Annotated in this window: 26 protein-coding genes, 1 tRNA gene and 1 pseudogene; 9 read left to right on the top strand and 19 right to left on the bottom strand. The window is 68.8% G+C overall.

Going from position 1 to position 25,670, the window contains the following annotated elements:
* The 11 genes from ABNX41_RS14700 to ABNX41_RS14750 all read right to left on the bottom strand — a co-directional run.
* Window positions 1-200: transposase (locus ABNX41_RS14700; protein WP_438670485.1), on the bottom strand; the 200-nt coding region annotated here is incomplete at its 3' end.
* A gap of 42 nt (window positions 201-242) precedes the next feature.
* Complete coding sequence (locus ABNX41_RS14705) at window positions 243-494, bottom strand: phosphosulfolactate synthase (RefSeq protein WP_438670486.1); 252 nt, start codon at window positions 492-494, stop codon at window positions 243-245.
* Window positions 495-826: 332 nt separating this feature from the next.
* Window positions 827-1,567 carry a tRNA (guanosine(37)-N1)-methyltransferase TrmD gene (gene trmD / locus ABNX41_RS14710; RefSeq protein WP_438670555.1) on the bottom strand — a complete coding sequence of 247 codons (741 nt, stop codon included), beginning with the start codon at window positions 1,565-1,567 and terminating at the stop codon, window positions 827-829.
* Window positions 1,568-1,773: 206 nt separating this feature from the next.
* The gene (locus ABNX41_RS14715) at window positions 1,774-2,727 is read right to left on the bottom strand and encodes a hypothetical protein (RefSeq protein ID WP_438670487.1); all 954 of its coding nucleotides are present in this window, start codon (window positions 2,725-2,727) and stop codon (window positions 1,774-1,776) included.
* Window positions 2,728-3,182: 455 nt separating this feature from the next.
* The gene (gene rimM, locus ABNX41_RS14720) at window positions 3,183-3,692 is read right to left on the bottom strand and encodes a ribosome maturation factor RimM (RefSeq protein WP_438670488.1); all 510 of its coding nucleotides are present in this window, start codon (window positions 3,690-3,692) and stop codon (window positions 3,183-3,185) included.
* 202 nt (window positions 3,693-3,894) lie between these two features.
* The gene (gene rpsP / locus ABNX41_RS14725) at window positions 3,895-4,260 is read right to left on the bottom strand and encodes a 30S ribosomal protein S16 (RefSeq protein ID WP_438670489.1); all 366 of its coding nucleotides are present in this window, start codon (window positions 4,258-4,260) and stop codon (window positions 3,895-3,897) included.
* A gap of 70 nt (window positions 4,261-4,330) precedes the next feature.
* Window positions 4,331-4,627, bottom strand: a complete 297-nt coding sequence (locus tag ABNX41_RS14730) for a chorismate mutase (RefSeq protein ID WP_438670490.1) — start codon at window positions 4,625-4,627, stop codon at window positions 4,331-4,333.
* Complete coding sequence (locus ABNX41_RS14735; protein WP_438670491.1) at window positions 4,624-4,794, bottom strand: hypothetical protein; 171 nt, start codon at window positions 4,792-4,794, stop codon at window positions 4,624-4,626. Before ABNX41_RS14735 ends, ABNX41_RS14730 begins: the two co-directional genes overlap by 4 nt.
* Window positions 4,791-6,299, bottom strand: coding sequence for a signal recognition particle protein (gene ffh / locus ABNX41_RS14740; RefSeq protein WP_438670492.1), 1,509 nt, complete (start codon window positions 6,297-6,299; stop codon window positions 4,791-4,793). The genes ABNX41_RS14735 and ffh overlap by 4 nt, the downstream gene beginning before the upstream one ends.
* Before the next feature lie 294 nt (window positions 6,300-6,593).
* Entirely contained in the window at window positions 6,594-7,115 is a 522-nt protein-coding gene (locus tag ABNX41_RS14745; RefSeq protein ID WP_438670493.1) for a hypothetical protein, read from the bottom strand.
* A 285-nt stretch (window positions 7,116-7,400) separates the two neighbouring features.
* Entirely contained in the window at window positions 7,401-9,098 is a 1,698-nt protein-coding gene (locus ABNX41_RS14750) for an alpha/beta hydrolase (protein WP_438670494.1), read from the bottom strand.
* Window positions 9,099-9,451: 353 nt separating this feature from the next.
* Here ABNX41_RS14750 and ABNX41_RS14755 point away from each other — a divergent pair, with 353 nt between their 5' ends.
* Window positions 9,452-10,345: a LysR family transcriptional regulator gene (locus ABNX41_RS14755; protein ID WP_438670495.1), complete on the top strand. Its 894-nt coding sequence runs from the start codon at window positions 9,452-9,454 to the stop codon at window positions 10,343-10,345.
* 198 nt (window positions 10,346-10,543) lie between these two features.
* Here ABNX41_RS14755 and ABNX41_RS14760 read toward each other — a convergent pair whose 3' ends face one another.
* From ABNX41_RS14760 to ABNX41_RS14775, 4 genes are read right to left on the bottom strand one after another with little or no spacing between them, the layout of a single operon-like run.
* On the bottom strand, window positions 10,544-12,625 hold the full coding sequence (locus ABNX41_RS14760) for a hypothetical protein (protein ID WP_438670496.1): 2,082 nt from the start codon (window positions 12,623-12,625) through the stop codon (window positions 10,544-10,546).
* Window positions 12,622-15,420, bottom strand: a complete 2,799-nt coding sequence (locus ABNX41_RS14765) for a DUF4159 domain-containing protein (protein ID WP_438670497.1) — start codon at window positions 15,418-15,420, stop codon at window positions 12,622-12,624. The genes ABNX41_RS14760 and ABNX41_RS14765 overlap by 4 nt, the downstream gene beginning before the upstream one ends.
* A complete protein-coding gene (locus ABNX41_RS14770) occupies window positions 15,420-16,289 on the bottom strand; it encodes a DUF58 domain-containing protein (protein WP_438670498.1) in 870 nt (289 codons plus the stop codon). The genes ABNX41_RS14765 and ABNX41_RS14770 overlap by 1 nt, the downstream gene beginning before the upstream one ends.
* On the bottom strand, window positions 16,286-17,302 hold the full coding sequence (locus ABNX41_RS14775; RefSeq protein WP_438670499.1) for an AAA family ATPase: 1,017 nt from the start codon (window positions 17,300-17,302) through the stop codon (window positions 16,286-16,288). The genes ABNX41_RS14770 and ABNX41_RS14775 overlap by 4 nt, the downstream gene beginning before the upstream one ends.
* 263 nt (window positions 17,303-17,565) lie before the next feature.
* On the opposite strand from ABNX41_RS14775, the gene ABNX41_RS14780 reads away from it, so the two are divergent.
* From ABNX41_RS14780 to ABNX41_RS14810, 7 genes and pseudogenes are all read left to right on the top strand, one after another.
* Complete coding sequence (locus tag ABNX41_RS14780; RefSeq protein WP_438670500.1) at window positions 17,566-18,291, top strand: hypothetical protein; 726 nt, start codon at window positions 17,566-17,568, stop codon at window positions 18,289-18,291.
* Window positions 18,182-19,159: a hypothetical protein gene (locus tag ABNX41_RS14785; RefSeq protein WP_438670501.1), complete on the top strand. Its 978-nt coding sequence runs from the start codon at window positions 18,182-18,184 to the stop codon at window positions 19,157-19,159. The genes ABNX41_RS14780 and ABNX41_RS14785 overlap by 110 nt, the downstream gene beginning before the upstream one ends.
* Window positions 19,160-19,296: 137 nt before the next feature.
* Window positions 19,297-19,524: a helix-turn-helix transcriptional regulator gene (locus ABNX41_RS14790; RefSeq protein WP_018631404.1), complete on the top strand. Its 228-nt coding sequence runs from the start codon at window positions 19,297-19,299 to the stop codon at window positions 19,522-19,524.
* On the top strand, window positions 19,514-19,783 hold the full coding sequence (locus ABNX41_RS14795) for a hypothetical protein (protein WP_438670502.1): 270 nt from the start codon (window positions 19,514-19,516) through the stop codon (window positions 19,781-19,783). The genes ABNX41_RS14790 and ABNX41_RS14795 overlap by 11 nt, the downstream gene beginning before the upstream one ends.
* Window positions 19,784-19,829: 46 nt before the next feature.
* Window positions 19,830-20,120 (top strand): type II toxin-antitoxin system TacA family antitoxin, encoded by a 291-nt coding sequence (locus tag ABNX41_RS14800; RefSeq protein WP_438670503.1) that lies wholly within the window; start codon window positions 19,830-19,832, stop codon window positions 20,118-20,120.
* Window positions 20,117-20,632, top strand: a complete 516-nt coding sequence (locus ABNX41_RS14805) for a GNAT family N-acetyltransferase (RefSeq protein ID WP_438670504.1) — start codon at window positions 20,117-20,119, stop codon at window positions 20,630-20,632. The genes ABNX41_RS14800 and ABNX41_RS14805 overlap by 4 nt, the downstream gene beginning before the upstream one ends.
* A 35-nt stretch (window positions 20,633-20,667) precedes the next feature.
* Window positions 20,668-21,684, top strand: a pseudogene (locus tag ABNX41_RS14810) (recombinase family protein); the annotation flags it as partial.
* Here ABNX41_RS14810 and ABNX41_RS14815 read toward each other — a convergent pair.
* From ABNX41_RS14815 to ABNX41_RS14830, 4 genes are all read right to left on the bottom strand, one after another.
* The gene (locus tag ABNX41_RS14815) at window positions 21,658-21,816 is read right to left on the bottom strand and encodes a hypothetical protein (RefSeq protein ID WP_438670505.1); all 159 of its coding nucleotides are present in this window, start codon (window positions 21,814-21,816) and stop codon (window positions 21,658-21,660) included. The pseudogene ABNX41_RS14810 and the gene ABNX41_RS14815 sit on opposite strands and share 27 nt — an antisense overlap.
* Complete coding sequence (locus ABNX41_RS14820) at window positions 21,817-22,119, bottom strand: hypothetical protein (protein WP_438670506.1); 303 nt, start codon at window positions 22,117-22,119, stop codon at window positions 21,817-21,819.
* A 129-nt stretch (window positions 22,120-22,248) separates the two neighbouring features.
* Window positions 22,249-22,325, bottom strand: a tRNA-Arg gene (locus ABNX41_RS14825).
* 623 nt (window positions 22,326-22,948) lie between these two features.
* Window positions 22,949-24,337, bottom strand: a complete 1,389-nt coding sequence (locus ABNX41_RS14830; protein WP_438670507.1) for a sensor histidine kinase — start codon at window positions 24,335-24,337, stop codon at window positions 22,949-22,951.
* A gap of 1,096 nt (window positions 24,338-25,433) precedes the next feature.
* Here ABNX41_RS14830 and rpmH point away from each other — a divergent pair.
* Window positions 25,434-25,568 carry a 50S ribosomal protein L34 gene (gene rpmH, locus ABNX41_RS14835; RefSeq protein WP_438670508.1) on the top strand — a complete coding sequence of 45 codons (135 nt, stop codon included), beginning with the start codon at window positions 25,434-25,436 and terminating at the stop codon, window positions 25,566-25,568.
* Window positions 25,569-25,670 lie beyond the last annotated feature (102 nt).

Genomic DNA, 25,670 nt, shown 5'->3' on the forward strand with positions numbered 1-25,670 from the left:
TTCAGGCGGGCGTTCTCGTCTTCCAAACCCTTCAGCCGCTTGGCCTCGCTGACATCCATGCCGCCATATTTGGCCTGCCATTTATAGACTGTCGCATCGCTGGCGCCGTGCTTGCGGCACAGATCGCCGACGGAAACGCCCGCCTCGTGCTCTTTCAGAATGCCGATGATCTGATCTTCGGTGAATCTGCCGCGCGTCATCTCTGGTCCTCGCGGTTGGGCCAGTGTCTAACTCAAACTGGATTAGCCACAGCGGGAAACGTCATTACCCGTACGTGGTAATCCTGCCGAAGGTGGATTGGCGCCCCAGATGCCGCGACGCAGACATTCGAGCTGGGTGATCTGACTGTGGTCGATGAAGAGGTTCACGTCGATCCCGTAGTTCTTGATGTACCACGAGAACACTTCCGGGTCGGCAGCTTCAAACATGACCTTCTCCATGCCAACCTTCTTCATGATCTTGGCTGCCACGTCGGTGCGCCAGGTAATCGGCATTCCCGGTGACCCGCCCGAAAGCTGGAAGGTGCATGAGGTAGCTTGTTCTTAAACGCCAATTTGAGCTAGGCCGGGCTCGCCGGAAATACCCACTTGCCACGAGTGCGCCAGTCCAGCAAAATCCAGTGCATCATGTGGCGCGCAACTGTAACATCGCACGCGGCACTCGCGCTTGCAGAATACATGATTTCAATGTCTTAGCATCACTCTTCTTTCCCCTCCGGTGGGGATATTTAGGCAAAGAAGAAAGCCGCAGGCGCGGGATTTCCGCTTTCTTCTTTGTCCAAATATCCCGGGGGAGGCTCCGCAGGAGCCGGGGGCAGAGCCCCCTCTCACTGGCCTTGGCGCGCGCGGAACGCCTCCCAGAGATCGGGGCGGCGTGCGCGGGTGATCCGCTCGGCCTCCGCGCGGCGCCATTTCGCGATCTCGCCGTGATTGCCCGAGGTCAGGACCGGCGGGATCTCGCGTCCCTCCCAGACCGGGGGCCGGGTATATTGCGGATGTTCGAGCAGGCCGTCGGAAAAGCTTTCCTCCACCGCCGATTCCGCATTGCCCAGCACCCCGGGCAGAAGCCGCACCGTCGCGTCCAGGACGGCCTGGGCCGCGATCTCGCCCCCGGTCATGACGAAATCGCCAAGGCTCACCTCCTCGACCTGCCAATGGTCGAGCACGCGCTGGTCCACGCCCTCGAACCGCCCGCACAGCAGCGTGATCCCCTCGCAACCCGCGAAGCGGCGCGCCATGGCCTGATCGAAGGGCCGCCCGCGCGGCGAAAGATAGACCACCGGCCAGCGGGCGCGGTCGGGTGCGGCCTCGGCCATCGCGGCGCGCAGCGCGCGGTCCACCACATCGGGGCGCAACACCATGCCCGCGCCCCCGCCCGAGGGCGTGTCATCGACATTGCGGTGCCGCCCCTCGCCGAAGGGGCGCAGGTCCACCGTCTCCAGCCGCCAGAGCCCCAGATCAAGCGCCCGCCCGGTCAGGGACAGGCCGAGCGTGCCGGGAAAGGCATCGGGGAACAGCGTCACCACCTTGGCCGCGAAGGAGCCGCGAAGGATGCGAGGTTCCTCCATCAGGTCGCGCGGGCGCAGCGAGGGCCGCGCGGTCAGGCGGCCGTGGCTTTTGCCTAGCCCGGTATCGGGGGGTGCGGCATCAGGGCCACCAGTCTCGGGGTGGCCGGCCGGGGGGGAAAGGGGGGTGCCTTCGGGGGTATCGCTCATGCCGCAGGTCTAGCGGCAAGGCGCGGGCCGCGAAAGCCCCGCCGTCACCCCTGGGCGCATCACGCGCCTCGCAGTGCGGCCGAACGCGAGACAGCACCCGGGAAGGGCGCGCGGGCACCGGCGCCCTGCCCCGGCGCGGCGCGCAACAGCATGGCGAGCAGCCGCAGCTCCCCGGCCGGATCCCCCTCTCCGCCCGCGGGGGCGAGGCGATTCGCCAGATCCTCCAGCACCTTCGCCGCCGGGAATTCGGCGCGACGGGCGGGCTCGGCCAGCGCCAGGTCGATGGCGCGCGGCAAGAGCCCGCGCAGAAGCGCGCCCTCCTGCCCGGCGGCGGCGAAGGCCGCGCGCGGCAGGCCCGGGATGGCCGGGGCCGCGCCCGAGGCTTCGGCCCCCAGCCGCCGGATCAGCGCCCGGCGCAGGCCGCCATGCTGCGCGGCGGGCAGCGTCGCCAGCAGCGTCGAAAGTTCGGGCAGCAGGCCCCATGCGCCGACCACGCCGATCGCCTGGTCCAGCCGGACCGCCGCCCGACCCGGATCCGCGCCTTCGTCCTGCCGCGCGGAAAGCGCGAGAAGCCTGTCGAGGGCCTCGCCAGCGGCCCCCCCGCCCGGATCGCCCTGCGCGGCGGGCGTTACGGTGCCGACGCGCAAGTCCGCCCTCGGGTCCCAGATCATCCGCAGCAGCGGGATGGCCAGGCCGGACATCGCCAACGGCAGCACGGGATGCAACAGCGGCAAATGGCCGGTCACGCCGCCGATGCCGCGCCCGATGCCGAAGAAGATGGCGACCAGCAGGGTCTGGCTGAGGATCAGCGTCGCCGCCACCAGAAAGGCCCGGGGCGCGCGCCATTCCCCGCGCTCCGGCCACTCCCCCGGTCGCGCGACCGAGAGCCAGAGCGAAAAGAGCAGCACGAAGGGCAGAACCATCGCCCAGCCGGATCCCGCCATGCCGGCCAGCAGCGGCCCCATGTAAAGCAGCGCCATCGCCGCGCGGACCAGTAAACCCCGAAGCCGCATATCCTGCACCTTTCCAACCGGGCCGCCCGCTTCCGGCGGGCCGCACCCCACGGAAAGGATGTTCCGCATCAGGATGGCGGAAAAATGGCGTGGTGGCGGCAAGAGCGGAAAAGGCAATCCGCTCAACGCCCTGCCCCTCGCGCTGGCCCGGACCGGGGCGCGCGGCCGGGACCGCCAACCCCGAGGGAGACCCCTCCGAACAGGCCGAAGCAATGTGGAAACCCGGTTTCCGGGCCTTGCCCGAGAGGATCTTCCGCATCGGTCGCCGGTCGAGCCATGTCGGCATCTTCCCGGAGTCGGCATCTTCCCGGATTCCAAGCCCTGCGCGCAAGAATCTTCCCCCTGCGGCGACGCCGAGGGGAAGCCGCCGGGGCACCCCGCACATCGAAGAACCAGGTTCGGTGTCCCTTCGGGGTTTCACGCCGCCTCGGCCCAGGGCCCGGCCGGACCCGCGATCAGTCCAGCCCCTCGGGCAGATCGACCACCAGCACCCCGGCCGACAGATCGACCAGCGGCACATTCGCCAGGGTGAAGGGCAGCAGCAGCGCCTGCGCCCGGCCCGGGGCGCGGATCTCCAGCAGGTCTCCGGCGCCATGGTTCAGCACCGCCGAAACCGAGCCGACCGCCGCGCCGCCCGGGTCGCGGGCCTCAAGCCCGATCAGGTCGCTGTGGTAGAATTCGTCGTCGGGCAGGCGCGGCAGGCGGGCGCGGTCGATGAACAGCTCCACCCCCTTCAGCGCATCGGCCTCTTCCTTGGTCGTCACGCCCGAAAGCCGCGCGCCAAGCCCCCCCGCCACCGGGCGCGTCAGCCGCACCGAAAAGCTGCGGCGGCCGTCCCCGGTGTGCAAAGGGCCATAGGCGGCGATGTCGGTCGGCTCGGCGCAGTAGCTTTTCAGCCGCACCTCGCCCTGAACGCCGAAAGCGCCCGCGATGGCGCCGATGCAGATCCGGTCGGATGCGGTCATGGCTGGCCCCCCTTGCAGGCCGCAGAGGAAAGATGCCCCTCGGGCCCGGGGCATATCGCGACGTCAAGCAGGCGCTGCACCTGCATTCCGCCCCAGAAGGATCCGGCGCAAAGCCCCACCGTGACCAGGCGGCGCAAAAGCCCGAAGCCCGGCAGACCGGCGACCCCGAGGGGGATCGCCAGCAGTTTCACGAGGCCGAAAATTACTCGGCCGCCGCTTCTTCGGCCGGGGCCGCGGAGCGGGCGGCCTTCTTGGCGGCGCGCTCGGCCATGGCCTTGCCGGGGACGGCGGATTTCGGATTGCTGCGGGCGGCCTTCTCGCGCAGGCCCGCGGCTTCGAGGAAGCGCGCGACGCGGTCGGTCGGCTGGGCGCCCTGCGCGATCCAGTGCTGGATCCGCTCGACATTCAGCACGACGCGCTTTTCGTCGTCCTTGGCCAGAAGCGGGTTGTAGGTGCCCAGCTTCTCGATGAAGCGCCCGTCGCGGGGCGAGCGCGAATCAGAGGCGACGACGGCGTAGAACGGACGCTTTTTCGAGCCGCCACGGGCGAGACGGATTTTCATGGCCATTTTGGTTTCTCCTTCGGAATGGCTGTGATCCGGGCCGGAGCCCGGGTGTTCGTGGTTCGGGTGTTTGGGGTTATTCTTGCAGCTTCTCGTGGTGCCTGATGACTTCGCTGATGACGAAGTTCAGGAATTTCCTGGCGAATTCTGGATCTAGCTTCGCCTCTTCGGCCAGTCTCTCCAGCCGTTCGATCTGGCGCGCCTCACGCGCGGGATCCGAGGGCGGCAGGCCGTGGCGGGCCTTGAGCCGCCCCACCCCCTGGGTGTGCTTGAAGCGTTCGGCCAGGGTGAAGACCAGGATCGCATCCAGCCGGTCGATCGATTCGCGATGTTCGGCCAGCAGTTCGGCCGCGCGCGATGCGCTGTCGGTCATTGCACCCTCTCCTCTGCCGGGAGGCGGGCGCCCGAAAGCCCCGCCGCCGGATCGAAACGCCCCAGATCGAAATGCCACAGCGCCGCCCCGGCCAGATGCGGGGCGGGCGCGCGCGGGCCGGAAACAGGCGGGACGCCGGTCGGGGAATGGCGAAGCGAGGCGGTCATTTCTTCCTCATCATCCCCGAAAGCCCGGCGGGCAGGGTCACGCCGCGCGGCAGGCCCGCCATCGGGCCGCCCAGGCCCGGCAAGCCACCCATGCCCTGCCCCATGCCTTTCGCCGCCTCGGCCAGTTGCTCGGGCGACATTTTCGACGGGTCGGGCAGGCCGCCCTTGCCCATGAACTGGCGGATCATGTTCTTCATCATGCCGCCCTTGCCCATCTTCTTCATCATGTCGGCCATCTGCTTGTGCTGCTTCAGAAGCCGGTTCAGCTCCTGCACCTCAAGCCCCGCCCCCTGGGCGATGCGCTTCTTGCGGCTGGCCTGCAGCATGTCGGGATTGGCGCGCTCGCGCTTGGTCATGGAATTGATCAGGGCGATCTGGCGCCGCAGCATCCTGTCGTCCAGCCCGGCCTCGGCCGCCGCCGCCTGGTGCTTGGCCATGCCGGGAAGCATCCCCATCAGCCCCTGCATGCCGCCCATCTTCAGCATCTGCTCAAGCTGGCTGCGCAGGTCGTTCATGTTGAACAGGCCCTTGGCGAAGCGTTTGGCCATCCGCTCGGCCTGTTCGGCCTCGAAAGTCTCCTGCGCCTTCTCGACCAGGGCCACGATGTCGCCCATGCCAAGGATGCGGCCCGCGACGCGCTCGGCCTCGAAGGGCTCCAGCGCCTCCATCTTCTCGCCCAGGCCCACGAAGCGGATCGGCTTGCCGGTGACCGCGCGCATCGACAGCGCCGCGCCGCCGCGCCCGTCGCCGTCCATCCGGGTCAGCACCACGCCCGAGATCCCGACCTTGGCCTCGAATTCCGAGGCCACGTTGACGGCATCCTGCCCGGTCAGCCCGTCGACGACCAGCAGCGTCTCGCGCGGCTGCGCGATGTCGCGCACGGCCTGGACCTCGTCCATCAGCATTTCGTCGATATGCAGGCGGCCGGCGGTGTCCAGAAACAGCACGTCATAGCCGCCCAATGCGGCCTGGGTCTTGGCCCGCTTGGCGATGGCGGTGGCGCTTTCGCCCTTGACGATGGGCAGGGTGTCGACGCCGATCTGGGCGCCGAGGATCTGCAACTGCTCCATCGCCGCCGGGCGGTTGGTGTCGAGCGAGGCCATCAGCACGCGCTTGTGGTTGCGCTCTTTCAGGCGGCGGGCCAGCTTGGCCGTGGTGGTGGTCTTGCCCGAGCCCTGGAGGCCGACCATCAGGATGGCGGCGGGGGGGTTGTCGATCTTCAGCGCCTCGGCCGGGCCTTCGCCCGCCAGCACGCGCACCAGCTCGTCATGGACGAACTTGACCACCATCTGCCCGGGCGTGACCGATTTCGTCACCGCGGTGCCGGTCGCCTTTTCCTGCACCCGTTTGATGAAATCGCGCGCGACGGGCAGCGAGACATCGGCCTCGAGCAGCGCCACCCGCACCTCGCGCAGCGCCGCGACCACATCGGCATCGGTCAGTGCGCCCTGTTTCGTCAGGCGGTCGAAGACGCCGCCAAGGCGTTCTGACAGGCTTTCAAACATCGGCGCGCTCCTTCGGGTCGCGGACTGGCGGGGGCCTTTCCGATATGGGAAGGCGGCGGCGATGGACAATGGGGAAAGGCACCCGTGGGCGCGACGCGCTGACGGATGGCGATCCCGGGACTTGCCCATGGGACCGGAAGCCTTCAGCCTCCGGGGAATTCCCGACGCGCATAAAAGGAAGCCGCCCGGGAGTCAAGCTCTCGGGCGGCGGGACGGCAGGACAGTCTTGCGGATTGCGACCGCGGGCGGGCAGCAGGAGATCCCCCGCCCGCGATCACGCCAAGCCCGCCGGGCTCAGTTGTCGGCGCCCTGGCGGTCGGCGTCCAGGCGGGTCAGTTCGGCCAGGGTGTAATCGGCGGGGTTCACGCCCAGGCTCGCCGCCAGTTGGGCCTTGCCCGCGGTCACGACGCCGGCCTCGGCGGCGGGCTTGCGATTGTCGCCCGAGAGGATGAATTTCACCACCTCGGTGTCGCCGTTGCGACGGGCGACCTCAAGCTGCGAGAGTTCGGCGGCGGTGAAGCGGCCCGGCTCCACCCCGAGCGCCAGGGCGCGCTGCACATTGCCCGCCGAGGTCGACGCACCGGCCGAAGCGGTGGCGCCACCGGCTTGCGAAAGGATGAAGTTGAACCGCTCGGCGTCGTTCTCGCGGCGGGCGTCCTGCAGTTGGAGAAGTTGTGCGGTGGTGAACTGATCGGCATCGACCCCCAGGATGCGGGCCAGTTGATCCTTGCCGTCCGAACCGGCGCCTGCGGCGATGGCGGAGCCCACCGAGGCGATGGTGATCAGGGCAGCGAAACCGATATTTTTGATGGACATGACGTCTTCCTCCGAAAGGTCGCCGGGCCTTTCCCGGCGAGATGATTGCGACGGCCCTTGGTTCTGCGCCGTCTGTAGGGAGGAAGCTAAGCCCATTCATAAAACCGTTAAACTCGCCCAAACGGTCGGTTTATGTGCGCTTGTGAACAGCAAAAAGATGTGACGAGGCCTTGCCTTTCTCGTGATCGCCGCAGCAGTAAAACCAAACGGTTCAGTTTGACTCAACGAAGAGCCAATGAAACAAGGCGAAAGCCGACAGGGGTCCGCACGGCCCCTGCGGCGCCTTCAGATCCCGTCGGCGTCCAGCATGCGGCGCAGCCGCTCCAGCCGCTCGGGCGGGGTCTCGCTGCCCAGAACCTCGTCCCAGGCTGTCAGGTAGTCGCGCGCGGCATAGACATGGCCATAGCCCGGCGGGGCCGAGGTCGCGGTCGCCATGTCGAAGGCCAGTTGCAGGAAGGTGACCACCGGAAACCAGCGCAGCCCCGGCGAGACATCAGGCGCCCGCGGCGGCGCAAGCCATTGCGGCGCACGCCACAGCACCGAGGGCGAGAAATAGACGATCGGATCCGAGGGATATTCCAGATAGACCACCCGCATCGGTCCCCAGGGCGCGGCGGCGCGGTCCAGCCGGTTCTCCTGCGTGGTGACGCGGATCATCGAGCCGTCGCCCACCAGCGGCGCCCAGACCGGGCTGTCCATGCGCCGAAGCTCCATCACCTGCTGCCAGCTCGACGAGGCGAAGGGCGCCCCGACCCAGAGCGCGCCCTGCGGCGGCGCCGCCACCAGATCGGGCAGCGTGGCCGAGATCTCGCCGTTGCGCGCGCCCAGCGAGAGGCCGAAGAGGTAAAGCCGGGGGCGGCTGTCCTCGGGCAGTTCGCGCCAGTGGCCGTGGATGGCGTGGAACAGCGCCCGGGCGCTGTCGGCGCCGTATTCGGGCTGGACCCACAGCGAAAGCCAGCTTGGCAGATAGGAATATTGCACCGCCACCGTGGCCACATCGCCACCGGTCAGATGGTCGAGCGGCCGGAACGCCGCCGGGTCCATCCAGCCGGTGCCGGTGGGGGTGGCGATCACCAGAACCTCGCGCTCGAAGGCGCCGACGCGGATCGCCTCTTCCAGCGCCAGCGCCGCGCGCGCCTCGGCATCGGGCGCGGCATTCAGGCCGACATAGATGCGCAGCGGCTCCATCCCCTGCCCCGAGATGGCGGCGATATCCCCGGCATCGGGCAAAGACAGCACCCAGTCGCGCCCCGCCGCGCCCAGGTCGTCCCAGGCCACCAGCGATTGCGCGCTGCCCGATTTCAGCGGATCCGAGGGCGCGGCCTGTTCGGCCGGGATCAGATCGTCCAGCGCGGCATAGGTGTCGTCCATCAGCGCCAGAAGCCGCCCCAGCACCACGTCGTTGCCGATCGACCAGAACAGCAGCGCCGCGGCGAAGATCCCCGCCACCGCCGCCACCCGGCGCGGCACCACGACCTCAAGCTGCGCCGCCACCAGCCGCATCAGCCGCCGGAAGATCCGCCCCAGCAGGACCAGCGCCACCGCCACCGCCGAGGCCACCATGAGGATGGTCCAGGGCCGCGCGCTTTCGACCGGCGGCAGTTGCATCACCGCATGGATCCCCGCCTGCCAGCCGGTGGCGTTCCACAGCCCCCAGCCCGCCGTCAACACCGCGATCAGCACCGACCAGCGCAGGTTGCGCGTCAGCTTCCGGGGCGCGGGCGGCGGGGCCTCGGTCATCCAGTTCCACAGCGAAAGCGCCAGATGGGCGATCAGATAGCCCGCGGCGAAGCAGATCCCGCCCAGAACGCCTTGCATCAGGCCCGCGCGGGGAATCATCGAAGGCGTCAGCGAGGCGGCGAAGAACACCGCCCCCAGCACCAGGCCGAGCGCGCATGGCCGCCCCGCCAGCGGCAGGTCGCGCGAATGGCGCAGGCGAAGGATCTGGCTCGCGATGCGGGAATGCGGGGGCTTGGCGGTCACGGCAGGTTGATCACGGCGGGTCGGTTACGGAAAGGGGCGGAGATGGGCCTCAGGCTGGGGTCTCGGCAGGCGAGGGTTTCGACAGGCGCGGGACAGACGCGCGCCCTTCTTAGCAGAGAATTCCGCCCGACCAAAACCTGTTTGCGGTCGCGGCGCGCGGTTGCGGCGGAACCGGCGCGGACCTGTAGCGCCACCGCCCCCGCCTGGACCGCAGGCCCCAGCGCGCAGAAACCTTCGCCCCACCCCGAACCCGACACCCGCCAGGCGCGGCAAAAACCGCGCGGACGGCCTTGAACCCGGCGGCGTTTGCGCCTTTTCTGGCCGCGAAGCGAAGCCGCGAAAGGGCTGCCACCATGGACAACTGGGACGAAATCCGCACCGCCTATCAGGTCGCGCGCCTTGGCACCGTATCGGGCGCGGCCGAGGTGCTCGGCGTCCACCATGCCACCGTCATCCGCCATATCGACGCGCTGGAGCGTCGGCTGGGCAGCAAGCTGTTCCAGCGCCACGCCCGCGGCTATACCGCGACCGAGGCCGGGCGCGACCTGCTGACCGTCGCCCAGACCACCGAAGAGCAGTTCGCCCAATTGTCCTCGCGCATCAAGGGCCAGGGCGAAACGGTGCAGGGCGAATTCGTCATCACCTCGGTCTCGGGCTTCTCCGATCTGGTGGTGCCGGTGCTTGCCGAATTCCAGCGCCGCCATCCGGCGGTGATCGTGCGCTTTCTGACCGACATGCGGATCTTCCGGCTGGATTACGGCGAGGCCCATGTCGCGATCCGCGCCGGGGCCGCGCCGGAAGAGCCCGACAACGTGGTCCAGCCACTGAGCCGGATCCGCACCGGGCTTTATGCCGCGCGCAGCTATATCGAGGCCCATGGCATCCCCGCCTCGGAAGCGGAATTCGCCGACCACCGCTTCATCGTCGCCGAAAGCGAGGGCAGCCGGGCGGGCTTCTATCGCTGGCTGCGCGAGCGGGTCGCGCCCGAACAACTCGCCTTCCGCGCCACCGAGGTTTCCGCCTGGAACGAGGCCCTGCGCCAGGGCGCGGGCATCGGCTTCATGTCGGCCTATGAGGCGATGGCCGACCCCGATCTGGTCGAGGTGATGGCGCCGCGGCCGGAGTGGGATTCGCCGCTGTGGGTGGTGACCCATGTCGACCTGCACCGCACCCGCAAGGTGCAGGCCTTCGTGACCCTGCTGAAGGAATCGGCCAAGGCCTGGCCGCAATGCACCGAACAGGGCTGACCGGCACTGGCGGGCTGGCACTGGCGGGCTGGCATCGGGCAAATCGGAACTTGGGCCAAGCGGAACTGGACTGGCTTTCACAGGGCTGGCCGTCACAGCGCCGACAGGCGCCATTCAGGTGGGAATGTTCCAAAAGTGCAACCCCGGACCCGGATTTCGCCGGATCTAGGGCCCGGAATGTCGGGGAAGTGAATGCCCTCAGAGCTTCGCGCCCCGCCGCCCCTCGATCAGCCAGGCCAGAACCGACAGGCCTGCCGCCAGCAAAAGCCAGGCCCAGCCGGGCAGGAGCGCCGCCTGGCGGACCTCGGTTGTCACATAGGCCTCGCGCGGGGTCACCCCGATCCAGCCCCGGCCCGCGACCGGGCGGCCCTCGGCCACCGTGCGGATGTCGGGCAGCCCCTCCTCGATCCGGCTGACCGAGACGCCGGGCGCGCGCGCCGCCGCGACCATCGCCTCGGCCGAGGCGATGGTCTCCTCGAATTCCTTCGGCGCGGCGGGGCCGACCCCGATCACCCGGGCAAGCTCGTCCTGCTCCAGACGGTAAAGCCCCTGTTCCGGCGCCTCCCAGATCACCTCATGGCGGCCGGGCGAGACCTCGGTCATACCGAGGACCGTCTCGGTCCCGTCGGGGCCGGTGATGGTCAGCGGGCCCGGCGGCACCTCCTCGACGCTGCGGCGGGTGATGGTCAGGACATCGCCCCTCGCCGTGGCGGTCAGGGTCTCTTCCTCAAGCTCGGGCTCCTTGAGCATCCAATGCGCCAGCCGCCGCAGCAGCTCAAGTTGCGGGCCGCCGCCCTCGTAGCCGCGCGCCCAAAGCCAGGCGTGGTCCGAGGCCAGCACCGCCACCCGCCCCTCTTCCACCCGGTCCAGCACCAGAAGCGGCAGGCCCTGCGGCCCCTCCATCACGGTCTGGCCGGAGAGCTGCTCCACCTCGATGGCCCGGAACCAGCGGCCCCAGCCGGGGGTGTCGTCTTCCGAGGCGGGGGCGAAACGCTCCAGCCCCTCGGTCACCGGATGGCGGCGGCCCAGTTCGGTGATCAGGGGGGTGAAGCCGCCTTCGACCACCTGGGCGGTGGGGGCGACCGGCAGGATCTCGGCCAGGGGCGAGCGGTAGAGCGAATCCACCGCGCCGAATTCCGGCCCCGAGGCCACCAGGACCGTGCCGCCGCCTTTGACATATTCGACCACATTGTCGATGTAGCTCATCGGCAGGATGCCCCGCATCCGGTAGCGGTCGAAGATGATCAGGTCGAATTCCTCGATCTTCTCGACGAAAAGCTCGCGCGTCGGGAAGGCGATCAGGCTCATCTCGTCGACCGGCACGCCGTCCTGCTTTTCGGGCGGGCGCAGGATGGTGAAATGCACCAGATCGACCGAGGCGTCGGATTTCAGCAGGTTGCGCCAGACCCTTTCGCCCGCATGCGGCTCGCCCGAGACCAAGAGCACCCGCAGCCGGTCGCGCACGCCGTTGATCTGGACCACGGCGGCATTGTTGCGGGTGGTCAGCTCATCCGCCGTGGCGGCGATCTCGAAGCGCAGCACGTTCATGCCGCCATGGGGCAAGGTGACCGGCAGTTCCAGCTCCACCCCCACCGGCACCCGGAAGCTTTGCGGCGGATCGGCATCGACCGAGATGGTCAATTCGACCTCGGTCCCGGCCGAGGCGGGCACCGCGCCCTGATCCTCGACCATCAGGCCCAGGGTGAATTCCTCGCCGATGATGGCGAAGGCGGGGGCGTTCCGAACCACGAGGCGGCGGTCCCAGTCGTCGCGCGCCCCGGTCAGGAGCACATGGAACGGCGCCGGGCTTTCGGGCGCGAGATCGAGGTCATGGGCGCGGCCGTCCGTCACCAGGATCACGCCCGAGACGCGGGCGCGCGGCTCTTCGGCCAGGGCCTCGGCCATGGCGGCCATGGCCAGCGTCCCGGCATCATTGCCGTCGCTGAAACGGTGGAGGCGCAATTCGGTATTGTCGCGCGCGGCGACCTCGGCCTCGACCCGGGCGACGGCGCGGGCGCTTTGGGCCGCGCGTTCGCCCAGGGTCTGGCTGGCGCTTTCGTCGACCAGCAGGATGACGATGTCGGAAAGCGGCTGACGCTCCTCCTCCTGCCAGGAAGGGCCCGAGAGCGCGGCCAGCAGCGCCCCGGCCGCCAGCCCGCGCAGCCCCCAGCCCGGCAGGCCGCGCCACGAGGCCAGCGCCAGGAACAGAAGCGCCGCCCCGGCCAGCGCCCAAAGCACCGGCCAGGCCACCAGCGGGCTGAACACCAGTTGCGCGATCATTGACCCAGCCTTTCCAGCAGCGCAGGCACATGGACCTGGTCGGATTTGTAGTTGCCGGTCAGCACATGCATGATCAGGTTGACCCCGAAGCGCCAGGCGATCTCGCGCTGGCGGTCGCCCGCCGCGCCCCGCCCCACCGGCAGCATCGGCACGCCGTTGTCGTCGGTGGCCCAGGCCGAGGCCCAGTCGTTGCCGCCGATCACCACCGGCGTCACCCCGTCGTTGAGGGTGCGGAACGGCATGCCCTCTTCGGCCTCGGCCTCTTCCGGCGCGGCCTCGACCCAGATGGTGCCGCCGTTCTGGCGGCCGGGGAATTCCTGAAGCAGGTAGAAGGTGCGGGTCAGCACATGGTCGGCCGGGATCGGCGACAGCGGCGGAATGTCCAGCCCGGCGGCGATCCGCTGCAGCGCCGCGCCCTCGGGGGTCTGGCCGCCGAAGGCCGCCCGGTCGGAATCGCGGGTGTCGAACAGGATCATGCCGCCGGTGCGCAGGAACTGGTTCAGCTTCGCATAGGCCGCCGCCGAGGGCGTGGCCGCATCCGCCGTCACCGGCCAGTAGAGGAACGGGAAGAACGCCAACTCGTCGGCCTCGATATCGACGCCGAGCGGCATCACCGGCTCGACCGCGGTGCGCGCCCAAAGCATGTCGCCAAGTCCCAGAAGACCGTATTCCGAAATCTCGTCCACCTGCGCATCGCCGGTCCTGACGAAGGCCAGGACCACGCCCTCGGTGGCGCGGATGCCGAATTCGTCACCGGCCGACTGGGGCTGCGGCGCCTCTTGCGCGGGCGCGGGCGCGGCCAGGCCGCCCGCCAGCGCCGCCGCGATCGCCACCGGCGCCAGCATCGCCACGCCCCGCCGCAGCCCCAGCCGCCCGGCGACGAGCAGCGCCGCCAGGATGTCGAGCAGCAGGAGCGCGGCGCCCAGCACCAGCACCGGCCCGACCAGCGAGCGTTCCGGCGCCACCGCCAGCCCCTCGACCGTCGCGCCCGAGGGCCATTCGGCCGGGGAAAGCGTGGTCGCGGCCCCGATCACGTTCAGCGCGACGCGCCGGTCCTGCCCGGCATAAAGCCCCGGCGGCTGCGCCGGGCCGGGCCCGGCCTCGAAGGCCTCGGCCAAAGCCTCGCCCGCGACGCCAGCCATGCCGCCCGCATCGCGCTCGGCCCCCCAGGCGTCGAGCAGGACCTCGGGCACCCAGGTCTGGCCCGCCAGATCGGCGGCCCCGGGCCGCGCGGCGCGGGTGGAAACCGCAAGCCGCTCCAGCATCTGCACGAACAGCCCCGAAAGCGGCAGGTTCGACCATTCGGCATTGGCGGTGACATGGACCAGCACCACCGATCCCTCGCCAAGCGCCTTGCGGGTGACCAGCGGCGTGCCGTCCTCAAGCGCCGCGATGGTGCGGGCCGACAGTTCGGGGTCGGGCTGGGCCAGCACCTGCTGGCGCACCTCGACATCGCCGGGCACGGCAAGGCCGAAGAACGGGCCGCCCTCGGGGAAGGGGGCAAGGCCCTTCGGCTCGCCCCAGCTCATCGCGCCGCCGACCTGGCGGCCGCCCTCGCGCAGGCGCACCGGCAAGAGCGGATCCTCATCGTAAAGCCCGATCTCGCTTGCGGCCAGGCGCCGCCCGGCAAAGCGCAGAAGCAGCCCGCCCGCCTCGACCCATTCGGTCAGCGCGGCATGTTCGGCCTCGCCCAGCCGGGCCACGTCGGCAAGGATCACCGCATCGGGCGAGGCGGCCAGCACATCGGCGACCGGGCCCTCGACCAGATCGGCCACCGGCTCCAGCGCCTGGCGCAGGTAATGCAGCGGGGACAGCAGTTGCAGCCCCTCATCCGCCGGGCCCGCCGCGACCAGCGCCACCTTGCGCCGCTTGAGGCTGTCGTCGGTCAGGCTGACCGCGCCGACCGAGCGCAGGCCCGCGATCTCGAACCGCGTCACGCGGTTGCGCAACTCGGGCGGCAGATCCATCACCGCCTCGGCCCGCGCCTCGCCCGGGGCGAAGGTCACGGTGGCGCGCGCCAGTTCGCGCTCGATCCCGGCCGGATCGGGGCCGCGGCCCAGAACCTCGACCTCGGCCTCGGCGCCGCGGTGCAACCGGCTGACCGCGACCCGGATCCGGCCCGATTCGAACACCGCCGGATGCAGCGCCAGCACCGGCGCCGGGCTTTCGACCACGGTCAGCGCGCCCTTGTCGGCGAAGACGGCGGCCAGCGCCTCGCGCCCGTCATGGGCGATGCCGTCCGACAGCCAGAGCGTGTCGAACGCCTCGGCGGGCAGTTTCTCGGCCCAGTCGGCCAGGCGCGCGGGGGCCCAGGGGCTGGGCTCCATCACCGAAAGCCGCCCGGCCAGCGCATCGGCGGTCTGGAAGACCACGTCCTGCGGATCCTCGGTCAGGCGCAAAAGCGCCACCGGACGGCCGTCGCGGCCCGCCTCTTCCACCACCTGCGCCGCGCGCTCCACCCGGCGCGGCCAGTCGCGCGCATCGGCCCATCCACCGTCGAGCGCCACCAGCAGCGGCCCCCGCCCCTCCTGCTTCGGCTCGGGGTTCAGGATCGGCCCGGCGAAGGCGAAGATCAGCGCCGCCACCGCCGCCATGCGCAATGCGAGCAGCCACCAGGGCGTCTTGTCGGTCTCGCTGTCCTCATCCTTCAGGCCCAGCAGCAGCGCGACGCCGGGAAAGCGGCGGCGCACCGGCGCGGGCGGCACCGCGCGCAGCAAAAGCCACAGCACCGGCAGGATCACCAGCGCCCAGAGAAGCCAGGGGGTCAGGAAGCCCAGGGGCCCAAGCATGAACATCAGCGCCCGCCCTCCAGCGCGCGGAACAGCCAGAGCAGCGCGGATTGCACCGGGCTGCCGGTGTGATGGGTCGAGAATTGCCAGCCGACGGCGCGGGCCAGGGTAGAAAGCCGGTCCTTGCGCTCGGCCAGGCGGGAAAGATAGCGGTCGCGCAACTGGCCCGCCTGTTTCGTCTCGTGCCGCAGGCCGCCCGCCATGGATTCGAAGACCACGCGGCCGTCGAAGGGAAACTCCTCCTCGGCCGGGTCCAGCACCTGGCACAGGGCGCCGCGCACGCCCCGGTCGGCCGCGCGCGAAAGCGCCGCCTCCACCGCCTCAAGCGGGCCGAGGAAATCCGACAGGAACACCGCGCGGCCGTGGCCGGTCATGCCCTCGGTCGCGGGGGCGCCGAAATCGGCGGGATCCTCGCCCTCGCCCGCCAGCCTTGCCGCCAGCCGCAGGATCTGGCCGCGCCCGCCGCGCGGCGGCGCCGCGCCCGCAAGCCCGACCCTCTCGCCGCCGCGCAAGAGCAAGACCGCCAGCGCGAGCGCCAGAAGCCGCGCCCGATCCGCCTTGGGCGCGCGGTCGCGGCTGCCGGAAAACGCCATCGAACGCGAGGGATCGACCCAGAGCGTCACCGATTGCGCCGCCTGCCATTCGCGCTCGCGCACGAAATGCTGGTCCGAGCGCGCCGAGCGGCGCCAGTCGATCAGCCGCGCCGGATCGCCCGGATGGGCGGCGCGATATTGCCAGAATTCGTCGCCCAGCCCGGCGCGGCGGCGGCCGTGCTCGCCCAGCATCACCGTAGCGGCCAGCATCTCGGCCTCGGCCAGCAGCGGCGGCAGGGTCTGGCCAAGCGCCTCGGCCCGGGCCTGAAGGTCAAGCGTCACGCCGCCGCCTCAAGCCCGAGGACGCGCTCGGTCACCCGGCCGATCACGTCCGAAAGCGTCTCGCCGCGCGCCCGGGCGGCGAAGGACAGCGCCATGCGGTGTTCCAGCGTGGCCAGCGCCAGCGCCGCGACATCCTCGGTCGAAGGGGCGAGGCGGCCGTGCAGCAGCGCGCGCGCCCTGACCGTCAGCATCAGCGCCTGCGCCGCGCGCGGCCCCGGCCCCCAGGCCAGGCTTCCCTCCAGGTCGCGCCCCTCGGCCTCGCCCGGGCGGCAGGCGCGGACAAGGTCGAGGATCGATTCGACCACCTTCTCGCCCACCGGCATGCGCCGGATCACCGATTGCGCCGCGATCAGCGCCCCGGCGTCGAAGACCTGCGCCGCCTCGGCCTCGTCGGCGCCGGTGGTGGCGATCAGGATCGCGCGCTCGACATCGCGCGAGGGGTAGTCGACATCGACCTGGACCAGGAAACGGTCGAGCTGGGCCTCGGGCAGCGGATAGGTGCCCTCCTGCTCGATGGGGTTCTGGGTGGCGAGGACGTGGAACGGCCGCCCCAGCGGGCGGTGTCGGCCGCCGATGGTGACCTCTTTCTCCTGCATCGCCTGCAACAGCGCCGACTGCGTGCGCGGCGAGGCGCGGTTGATCTCATCCGCGAGCAGGAGCTGGCAGAAGATCGGCCCTTCGAGAAAGCGGAAGGCGCGCCCGCCATCGCCCGCGGTTTCAAGCACTTCCGAGCCGAGGATGTCGGCGGGCATCAGGTCGGGGGTGAACTGGATGCGGCTGGCGTCCAGCCCCATCACCGTGCCCAGCGTATCGACCAGCCGGGTCTTGCCCAAGCCCGGCAGCCCCACCAGCAGCGCATGCCCGCCGCAAAGCATCGCCGAAAGCACCAGGTCGACGACCTTCTCCTGCCCGATGAAACGGCGCGAGATCGAGGCGCGGGCCTCGGCCAGCCGCTCTCCCAGGGCCTCGATCTCGGCCACGAGTGCGGTGTCGGCGGCGGCGGAACTGGCCATCTGAGGGCTCCCTGCTTCTGTGGTCCGGGGGCATTAGAGCGAAATCCCGGGCGGACCACAAATGCCAAAAGCCGCCTTGACACAAATGATCGTGAGAAAGCCCGCCCCTGCGGCGCCCGCGCCGGATACGGCGGCAGGACGACCCGCGGCGCCCGGGAAAGCGGTGGCCTCCCGGGTGGAATCGCCCGGCATGCGGGGGCATGCGACCTGTGCCCGCCGACCGAGACCCCGGCGACCGCCAGGCAGGGCCATGGTGGGCCGAGTTGTCCTTCGGCATGGGCTTAACGCGGGAGCTTGCCGAACGCCCCGGCGAAATGCCCGCCCCCAAGCGCGTATATGCCCGGACAATCTGGGACGTGCGCGCTTTGGATCTGGCGTTTGATGCCCTTCCGGGGACGATTCAGCCCCCGAAACCAATGACTGGGACTGAAAGGATGAAACTCTTACGCAAACCGCCCCGGTACTGTCAGGGCTTCGAAGATCGCCACGGCACTTTCCGCTGGTATTATCGCCGCCCCGGCTTTCCCCGGTGCGCACTGCCGGGCCTGCCTTGGACGCCAGAGTTTATGGCAGCGTATGAGAAGGCCGCAAATGGTGAGAAGCTGGAAATCGGCGTGAAGCAAACCATTGCAGGCAGTGTGTCTGCGCTTGTGGTCAGCTTCTACAAGACCAGCGATTTCACCAATCTGAGCGACTCCACGAAGGCGACATATCGCGGCATCATCGAACGCTTCCGAGCTGAACATGGTGACAAGAGAGTCGCCCACATGGAACGCAAGCACCTGCAAAAGCTGGTCAGCGACAAGGCGGCAACGCCCGCCGCTGCGAACAACATGCTACGAATGGTGCATCTGCTGATGCTTCCACAAGGCGCAAGGCATGACGGTGGATCGGACGCATGTGCTGGCAACGCCGGGCATGGACGCGCACGGCAGCTATGTCGCCCTGTCGCGGCACCGCGACGGTATGGACCTGCACTATGGCCGTGATGACTTCGCCAGTCAGGGCAGGCTGGTGAATACCCTGTCGCGCGACCGGGCCAAGGACATGGCATCGGACTACGACCAGCAGATTGACCCGGCGCAGGACTATGCCGAGCGGCGCGGCATTACCGCCCATGCCCGTGATGCTGCCGTTGAACAGAAGCACGTCCCGGACAATGCCGTTGACCGGATCGGCGACATCATCTTCAGCGTGCGCGAGTCTCGTGACGGTGCAGAAGGGCCGGAAAGAGAGACGACCGGCAGGGAGATAAAGCAGGAGATCGAGGCGGTGGCGCGGGACGCCGGAATAGATTCGGAGGATGCCTTGCGCCACGCCCGCAGAATGGCGCTCATCCGTCATGCCCATGCCGTTGGCCAGGTCTTCAACGCCGAGGATGCCGGGAGCAAGGCAAGCCCCGCACAATGGGAAGAACTGGTCGATTCCCGTAAGGCGTTCGATGAGGTGCGCCCCTTTGGCTGGCAGGACGCGGAAGCGGCCTATGCCAAGGATGAGAGCCTTGCCCATGAGGCGGGATCGGGCAAGGTCAATCGCGCCATCCGCGCCCTGCAACTGGAAACCGAGATTCGCACCAGCCCGGAGCGCCGAGCCGACCGCTTTGTCGAACGCTTTCGCGACCTCAAACAGACCGGCGAGCGCCAATATGCGGCGGGCAACTATTCCGGCTACAGGTCAGCGCGCGCGGAGATGGGCAACATGGCGATGAGCCTCGAACGCGATCCGCAGATGGAATCCCTGCTCGAAGGCCGAAAGAAGCAACTCGGCATCAGCATGGAGTTCGACTCAGGGATGAGGCTCGGGCGGCAACTCGCCCTCAGTCACGGCCTTGGCAGAGGCCGAGGCATCGGGTTGTAGGACGTAGAACCATCCTATTTACCGCCGTTTCTACGCCATACTACTACGGCACTTAAATAATTGTTACAAAACGATAAATCGTTGCCTTGTCTGGTTCCTGCAATCGTCAGAAACAACCAGCAGAAGGCAGCGCAGCCATGCGTCAACCAGATCGTATCGTCCGCCTGAAAACCGTTCTCGCCCGCACCGGCCTGTCCCGGTCCACCATCTACCGCAAGATCGCCGAAGGCACGTTCCCGGCCCAGATCAAGATCAGCACCAACGGCGCGGGATGGAAGGAATCCGACATCAACCGCTGGGTCGCCAACCCTGCCGGATGGCGGCAACGTTCATTTAACGAATTCGACTTCCTCGATGACTTCTGACCGCAGGGACGACGACAAGCCGGAGGCGGCATCTCGTCCCCGGCACGCCAAACGACCGCCCACGGCGTCGGAGCAGCTTGAGGAATTGTTGGGCTATCCGTGGCCCTTCCCCGGCAGGCCCCCCAAGCATGACCTCAGCACATGGACCGTCACCGACGACTGGCCCGATCCCGTTCCTGTCACACAAGCCGAGATCGAGGTGTTCGAGCGATGGTTCGGCGACCTGTTCGATGAATTGTTCGGCTCATCCGATCCTTGATAAATCCGGCAATATGCCGTATGTAACGAAGAAAAGGAGTTCGGCCATGCCCAGACCCGCAAGTGAAGTGGAAACCGCCCGCCTTGAGGCGCGCGTCCCTGTCAACGTCTATGAGCAGATGCAGCGCGCCGCACGGCTGCGCGGCATGACGCTGACCGGCTATCTCATCGCCACGGCAGGCGAGGACGCCCGCCGCACGGTCGAGGAAGCCGACGTGCTGCGTCTGGCTGCCGAGGATCAGGTGCGCTTTGCCAAGGCGTTGATCGACCCGCCCGCGCCCAACGCCCGTCTGGCCCGCGCAGCGAAGCGCCATGCAGACCTGATCACTCCCCGGTGAGTGCAAGGTTCGCGATAGAGGCGCTGACCAAGGCCCACCAGCGCAAGACGTTCTCGTGCGGCAACGAGCGGATAGACCGCTATTTCCGCGAGGCGGTCACGCAGGATATCAAGCGCCGATACGCGACCTGTTTTGTCGCCCGTGACCTTGAAGGGGACCGGATCGCAGGGTTCTATACACTGTCATCGAGCAACGTCCCGCTCATGGCTGTGCCCGAGCCGCTGGCGAGCCGGTTGCCGCGCTACCCGACTGTCCCGGCGGTGTTGGTCGGCTGGCTTGGTCGCGACCAGTCCTATGCCGGGCTTGGGCTAGGCGAGGCGCTGCTGTTCGACGCGATCAGGACCGTCGCCGAAGCGCCGATAGGCGCTCACGCCATATTCGCCGACGCCATCGACGGGAAGGCCGCAGCCTTCTACGCGGCCTTCGGCTTCACGCCGCTGACTGACCGGCCCAATACCCTGTATCTGCCTGTTGCGACCGCACAGCGCCTTTTGTCGGGAGAAGCCCCATGACAACTTCGAGCAATGGCGAATCTCAGCATCGGGTGATGCAGCGCGCCGCCCTTTACCTGCGTGTCTCGACGGCGCGGCAGGCCGAGCATGACGTTTCCATCCCCGATCAGAAGCGGCAGGGCGAAGCCTATTGCGAGGCCCGAAACCTGCAATTGGTCGAAACCTTTATCGAACCCGGCGCATCGGCCACCAATGACCGCCGCCCCGAGTTCCAGCGCATGATCGAGGCTGGGACCAGCAAGCCTGCGCCCTTCGATGTGGTCGTGGTCCATTCGTTCAGCCGGTTCTTCCGCGATCACTTCGAGCTTGAGTTCTATGTCCGCAAGCTGGCGAAGAACGGCGTCAAGCTGGTCTCGATCACACAGGAAATGGGGGATGACCCCATGCACGTCATGATGCGACAGATCATGGCGTTGTTCGATGAATACCAGTCCAAGGAAAACGCCAAGCACGTCATGCGGGCCTTGAAGGAGAACGCCCGGCAAGGTTTCTGGAACGGCTCGCTTCCTCCTATCGGCTATCGCACAGTCGCCGCCGAGCAGCGCGGAGCCAAGACCAAGAAGAAGCTGGAGATCGACCCGCTCCACGCCGACACGGTGCGGCTGATCTATCGCCTTGCCTTGGAAGGCGACGGCACCACCGGCCAGATGGGCGTCAAGAACATCGTCTCATATCTCAACAGCCGCCGTATCTTCACCCGCGACGGCGGGCGCTGGGGCATCGGGCAGGTCCACCGCATCCTGACCCGCCGCACCTACATGGGCGAGCACGAGTTCAACAAGCGGACCAAGACCAAGGAACTCAAACCCAAGACCGAGATCGTCACCGTCCCGGTTCCGCCGATCATCGACAGGGAGACGTTCGAGGCAGTTCAGAAGCTGCTCAAGGCCCGTAATCCCAAGGTCATGCCTTCGCGCGTCATCAGCGGCCCGTCCATGCTGACCGGGCTGATCCATTGCGCCAAGTGTGGCGGGGCCATGACCATCCGCACCGGCAAGGGCGGGCGCTATCGCTATTACGCTTGCTCAATGAAAGCGCGACAGGGGCCGACCGCCTGCGAGGGCATGGCCGTGCCGATGGAGAAGCTGGACGATCTGGTCGCCGATCACCTTGAGAGTCAGCTTCTCCAGCCCGAGCGGCTGGAGACCGTTCTTGCCGCCGCGCTCGACCGCAGGGAAGAACATTCAGAGCGCCGCCGCGAGCATATCGCGGAGTTGAACAAGCGCGCCGCTGAATCGGAATTGCGCCTCAAGCGGCTCTATGACGCCATCGAGGCAGGTGTTGCCGATCTGGACGACCCGGCGCTGAAAGACCGCATCGACGGCCTCAAGGCCATCCGCGATCAGGCCAAGGCCGATGCAGACCGGGCGCAGGCGATGCTCCAGAACTCGGGGCAGAAGGCGGTGACGCCGCAAATGCTGCGCAAATTCGCCACGACCGCCCGCGAACGTATCCGGCTGGAAGGCGGCGGCTATCGCCGCGACCACCTGCGCGCGCTCGCGCAGCGTGTCGAGGTCGCAGACGGCGAGGTTCGCATCATGGGATCGAAGTCCCGACTGCTACAGACGCTTGTGGCGGGAGGTGGCGTAAACTCAGTGCCCACTCAGGGACTGAAGTGGCGGACCCGGAGCGATTCGAACGCCCGACCCTCAGATTCGTAGTCTGATGCTCTATCCAGCTGAGCTACGGGTCCGTCGTGGGGGCGATGTAGCGGCGCCCGCCGGGGTTTGCAAGGGCGAAAGAACGCGAGGCGGCAAAACTTTCGAAACCCTCCTCAGGTGGGCCTCTATGCGGGCCTTTCGTTCGGGGATCTTTCCTGTGGCCCTCACCGGTTCGGCCCGCCTGTTCCCAGCCATCCGTCTCCGCCAGGGCCCGGGACGCGGCGGCAAAGCCTTCCATGCGGGCTACGCCGACAAGACGACAATGCGCCCGGCCTCGCCCCGGATGTCACGGCCTGCCCCCTAACATGTTGCTGAAAAAGCATCTTGCGGTTGCCTTGGGACGGAAATCTTCCCCGGCATCGAAGGAAACCCCACCGAAACCGCATCTTTCGGCGCAAGACCGAACGGATTTCCCGTCATGTATGCTCTCCGTGGCATTCGGGAACGATCCGCGAAATGTTGTCGGTGCTCGGGTGGGAGACCGTTTCCAACCCGGTGCGACGACGCCGACGGCGAGTGCGGCTCCTTTATCCCCAGCCCGAACAGTCGACCGCTTCGAGATCGCATCCGACAGGTCGGGGCCGCGCGCCAGCTCGGCCGGGAACGATCCGCATGGCTTCTGAGGCGGCTTGCCGGCACCTGCGCCCCGCCCCGCTCAGCCCTCGCGCTCTTCGGTGCGGATCGCGCCCTTGGGCAGGTGGATCAGGAACTCCGTGCCCTCGCCGTCCGAGCGCAAAAGCTCCAGCCGCCCGCCATGGCCGCGCACCAGTTCGGCCGAGATCGCGAGGCCAAGCCCCGTCCCCCCCTTGCGCGCGCCGCCCTGGAAGGCGGCGAAGAGATGCTCGCGCGCCCGCGCGGGCAGGCCCGGGCCGGTGTCGCCGACACGGATCCACCAGCCGCCCTCGTCCTCGCCTGCCGAGACCTCGATCACCCCGGGCTGGCCGGTGGCGGCGATGGCCTGGCGGGCATTGCGCAGAAGGTTCGACAGCACACGGTAAAGCTGTTCGCGATCGGCGCGCACCCACAGGTTCGGCGCGATGTCGATCAGGCAGGTGACGGGATCATGCGCGGCACCGGAATCGGGGCTGTCCAGCCCTTCGCCCTCGGCCACCTCGCCCACCAGCGCGGCCAGCGCGAATCGGGTCAGGCGCGGCGGCGGCTCCTCGGCCTTGCCGAAGGCCAGCGTCGCCTCGCACAGGCTGACCGCGCGCGAGATCGAACCGACCAGCTTGGGCGCCGCCCGCGCCACCGCCGGATCCGCGCTACCCTCGATCCGGTCGGCGAAAAGCTGGGCGGTGGTCAGGATGTTGCGCAGATCATGGCTGATCTTGGCCACCGCGCCGCCAAGCTGCGCCAGCCGTTCGCGCTGGCGCAGCGCCCCGGCAAGCTGGGTCTGCATCGAGGCCAGCACCTCTTCGGCCTGGCGCAGTTCCTCCACCCGGGCCGAGGGGCGGATCAGGCTGCGCGCATCCTCGGGCGCATCGGCAAAGGCGTTCATATGCAGGACCACGCGGCGGATCGGCACCACGATCAGCCGTTGCACCACCAGAAACAGCAGCACCGCCATCACCGCCGAGATCAGCGCCGAGAAGATCACGATGCGAGAGCCGTATTGCAGCATGGCGCGGCGCAGGGGCTCGGTCTGCATGGTGACCTCGATCAGTTGCCCGCCCTCCTGCACCGGGCTGCCGATCACCCGGACCACCCGGTTTTCGGGGTCGACCAGCGTGGCGACCGCATCGCGGATCAACTGCCAGGGCCCGGCCAGCCGCAGGTCGTAATCGGCATGCACCGGCGCGGGCACGGGCGAGGACAGCACCAGTTCGCGAATGTCGTCGCGGCGCAGGACGATGTTGTAGACCTCGGCATTGGCGAGAAGCTCGGCCTCCAGCGCGGGGGTGACGCCGGTCTCGGAGGCAAGTTGGACCAGCGCGGCGATCTGCGCCTGGCGCAGCCGCTCAAGCAGGAAATCCGCCCGGTAGCGCGCGATCGAGGGGACGACGATCAGCACGTCGGCCAGCAGGACGAAGGCGACGACAAGCAACAGCAACCGGCCCGAGAGGGTGCGCAGGAAGCGGCGGCCTGGCGCCCTGTGCCCGGGGTCGGCGCGGCCGGAAGCAGAGGGGCCCGAAGCGGCAGGGCCAGGGGCGGCAGGGCCGGAAGCGGGCTGGGCCGAGGAGGAGGAAACGGCCACTGAAGGGCCCGGGCCCGGCGGCCTGGGAGCGCGGCCCGAGGTCGCCTGTCCACCTGCGGGCCGGGCCGGGCTTTCGGTCAGGTCCGAACCTTCTGGCCGGTCCAAACCTTCGGGCCGGTCCAGACTTCCCAGCCGGGTCGGCGTTTTCGGGTCGGTCGTCTGTGGCACCCTTCCGTCCCTTTATCAGCACCTGTCCGCGCGCCTCGCCCCGAAGGTCCGGCACCCGAGATCCGGCCCCTCCGGCTCTCGGCCCGGAACCAGCAACGCCGCGCACCGGCCTCCGGTTCCCGCCCCGATTCCGGACTGCCACCGGCCAGGCCGGAGAGAGTGGGCCCGGTGGGGATCAACGTCGCCCGTCGCGGTTTCCGTCGCTCGCCACCCGAATCCGAATCCATCGAAAGCTCGGCCCGGCGCCCTCGCCCGGCCCGCCCGCAGGCGCGACCGATCGCCCTCCCCCGACTTATCACAGGGCCGAGAGGAAAGGACAGCGCAACCCGGGCCGAAACATCCCCAACCCGCCGGATTTTCGCCGATCCCGCCCATCCGCGCCGCAGGCCGCACGCGGCGGTCGGGCCTCGATGCCTGTGCCGTGCGGGGCCCGTCCGTCCGGGGCCCGTCCGTCCGGGGTCCGTCTGTCCGGGTTCGTCTGTCCGGGGTTCGGGCCGGGAATGCGCCGCGGCCCGGATGGGAACCGGATCCAGGGCGGCTCCGCCCGGCCTGCCGAGGCCACCGTCCCGCCCCGGTCGGTTTTCCGCCTTCCGCGCAATCGCGATACGTTGACTTGCGCGGCGCCTGCCCCTATAGGGCGGGCTTCAGATCAACGCCCTCGAGTCCGGCCGGTCCTTCGGCATGGGTTTCGGGCAGCCGGATTAGGGCCGGTCGCAAGACCGGTCGCCCAGAAGACGGCCGGAGTCTCCGGCCCCCGAAACCAAGAAGGAATGCCGCGATGAAGCGCACCTACCAACCCTCGAAGCTGGTCCGCAAGCGGCGTCACGGCTTCCGTGCCCGCATGGCGACCAAAGGCGGCCGCCTCGTGCTGGCCGCGCGCCGCGCCAAGGGCCGCAAGGTTCTCTCGGCCTGAGCTTTCGGGCGCGACCGACCGGCCTGCGGACGCGGGCCAGATACGCGCGCCCCGTCATGGCGAGACCGATATGACGCCGCCGGAAGCCAGGAGCGACAGGCA

It is taken from the genome of Pseudogemmobacter sonorensis (genome assembly GCF_042762395.1).
GTDB lineage: Bacteria > Pseudomonadota > Alphaproteobacteria > Rhodobacterales > Rhodobacteraceae > Pseudogemmobacter > Pseudogemmobacter sonorensis.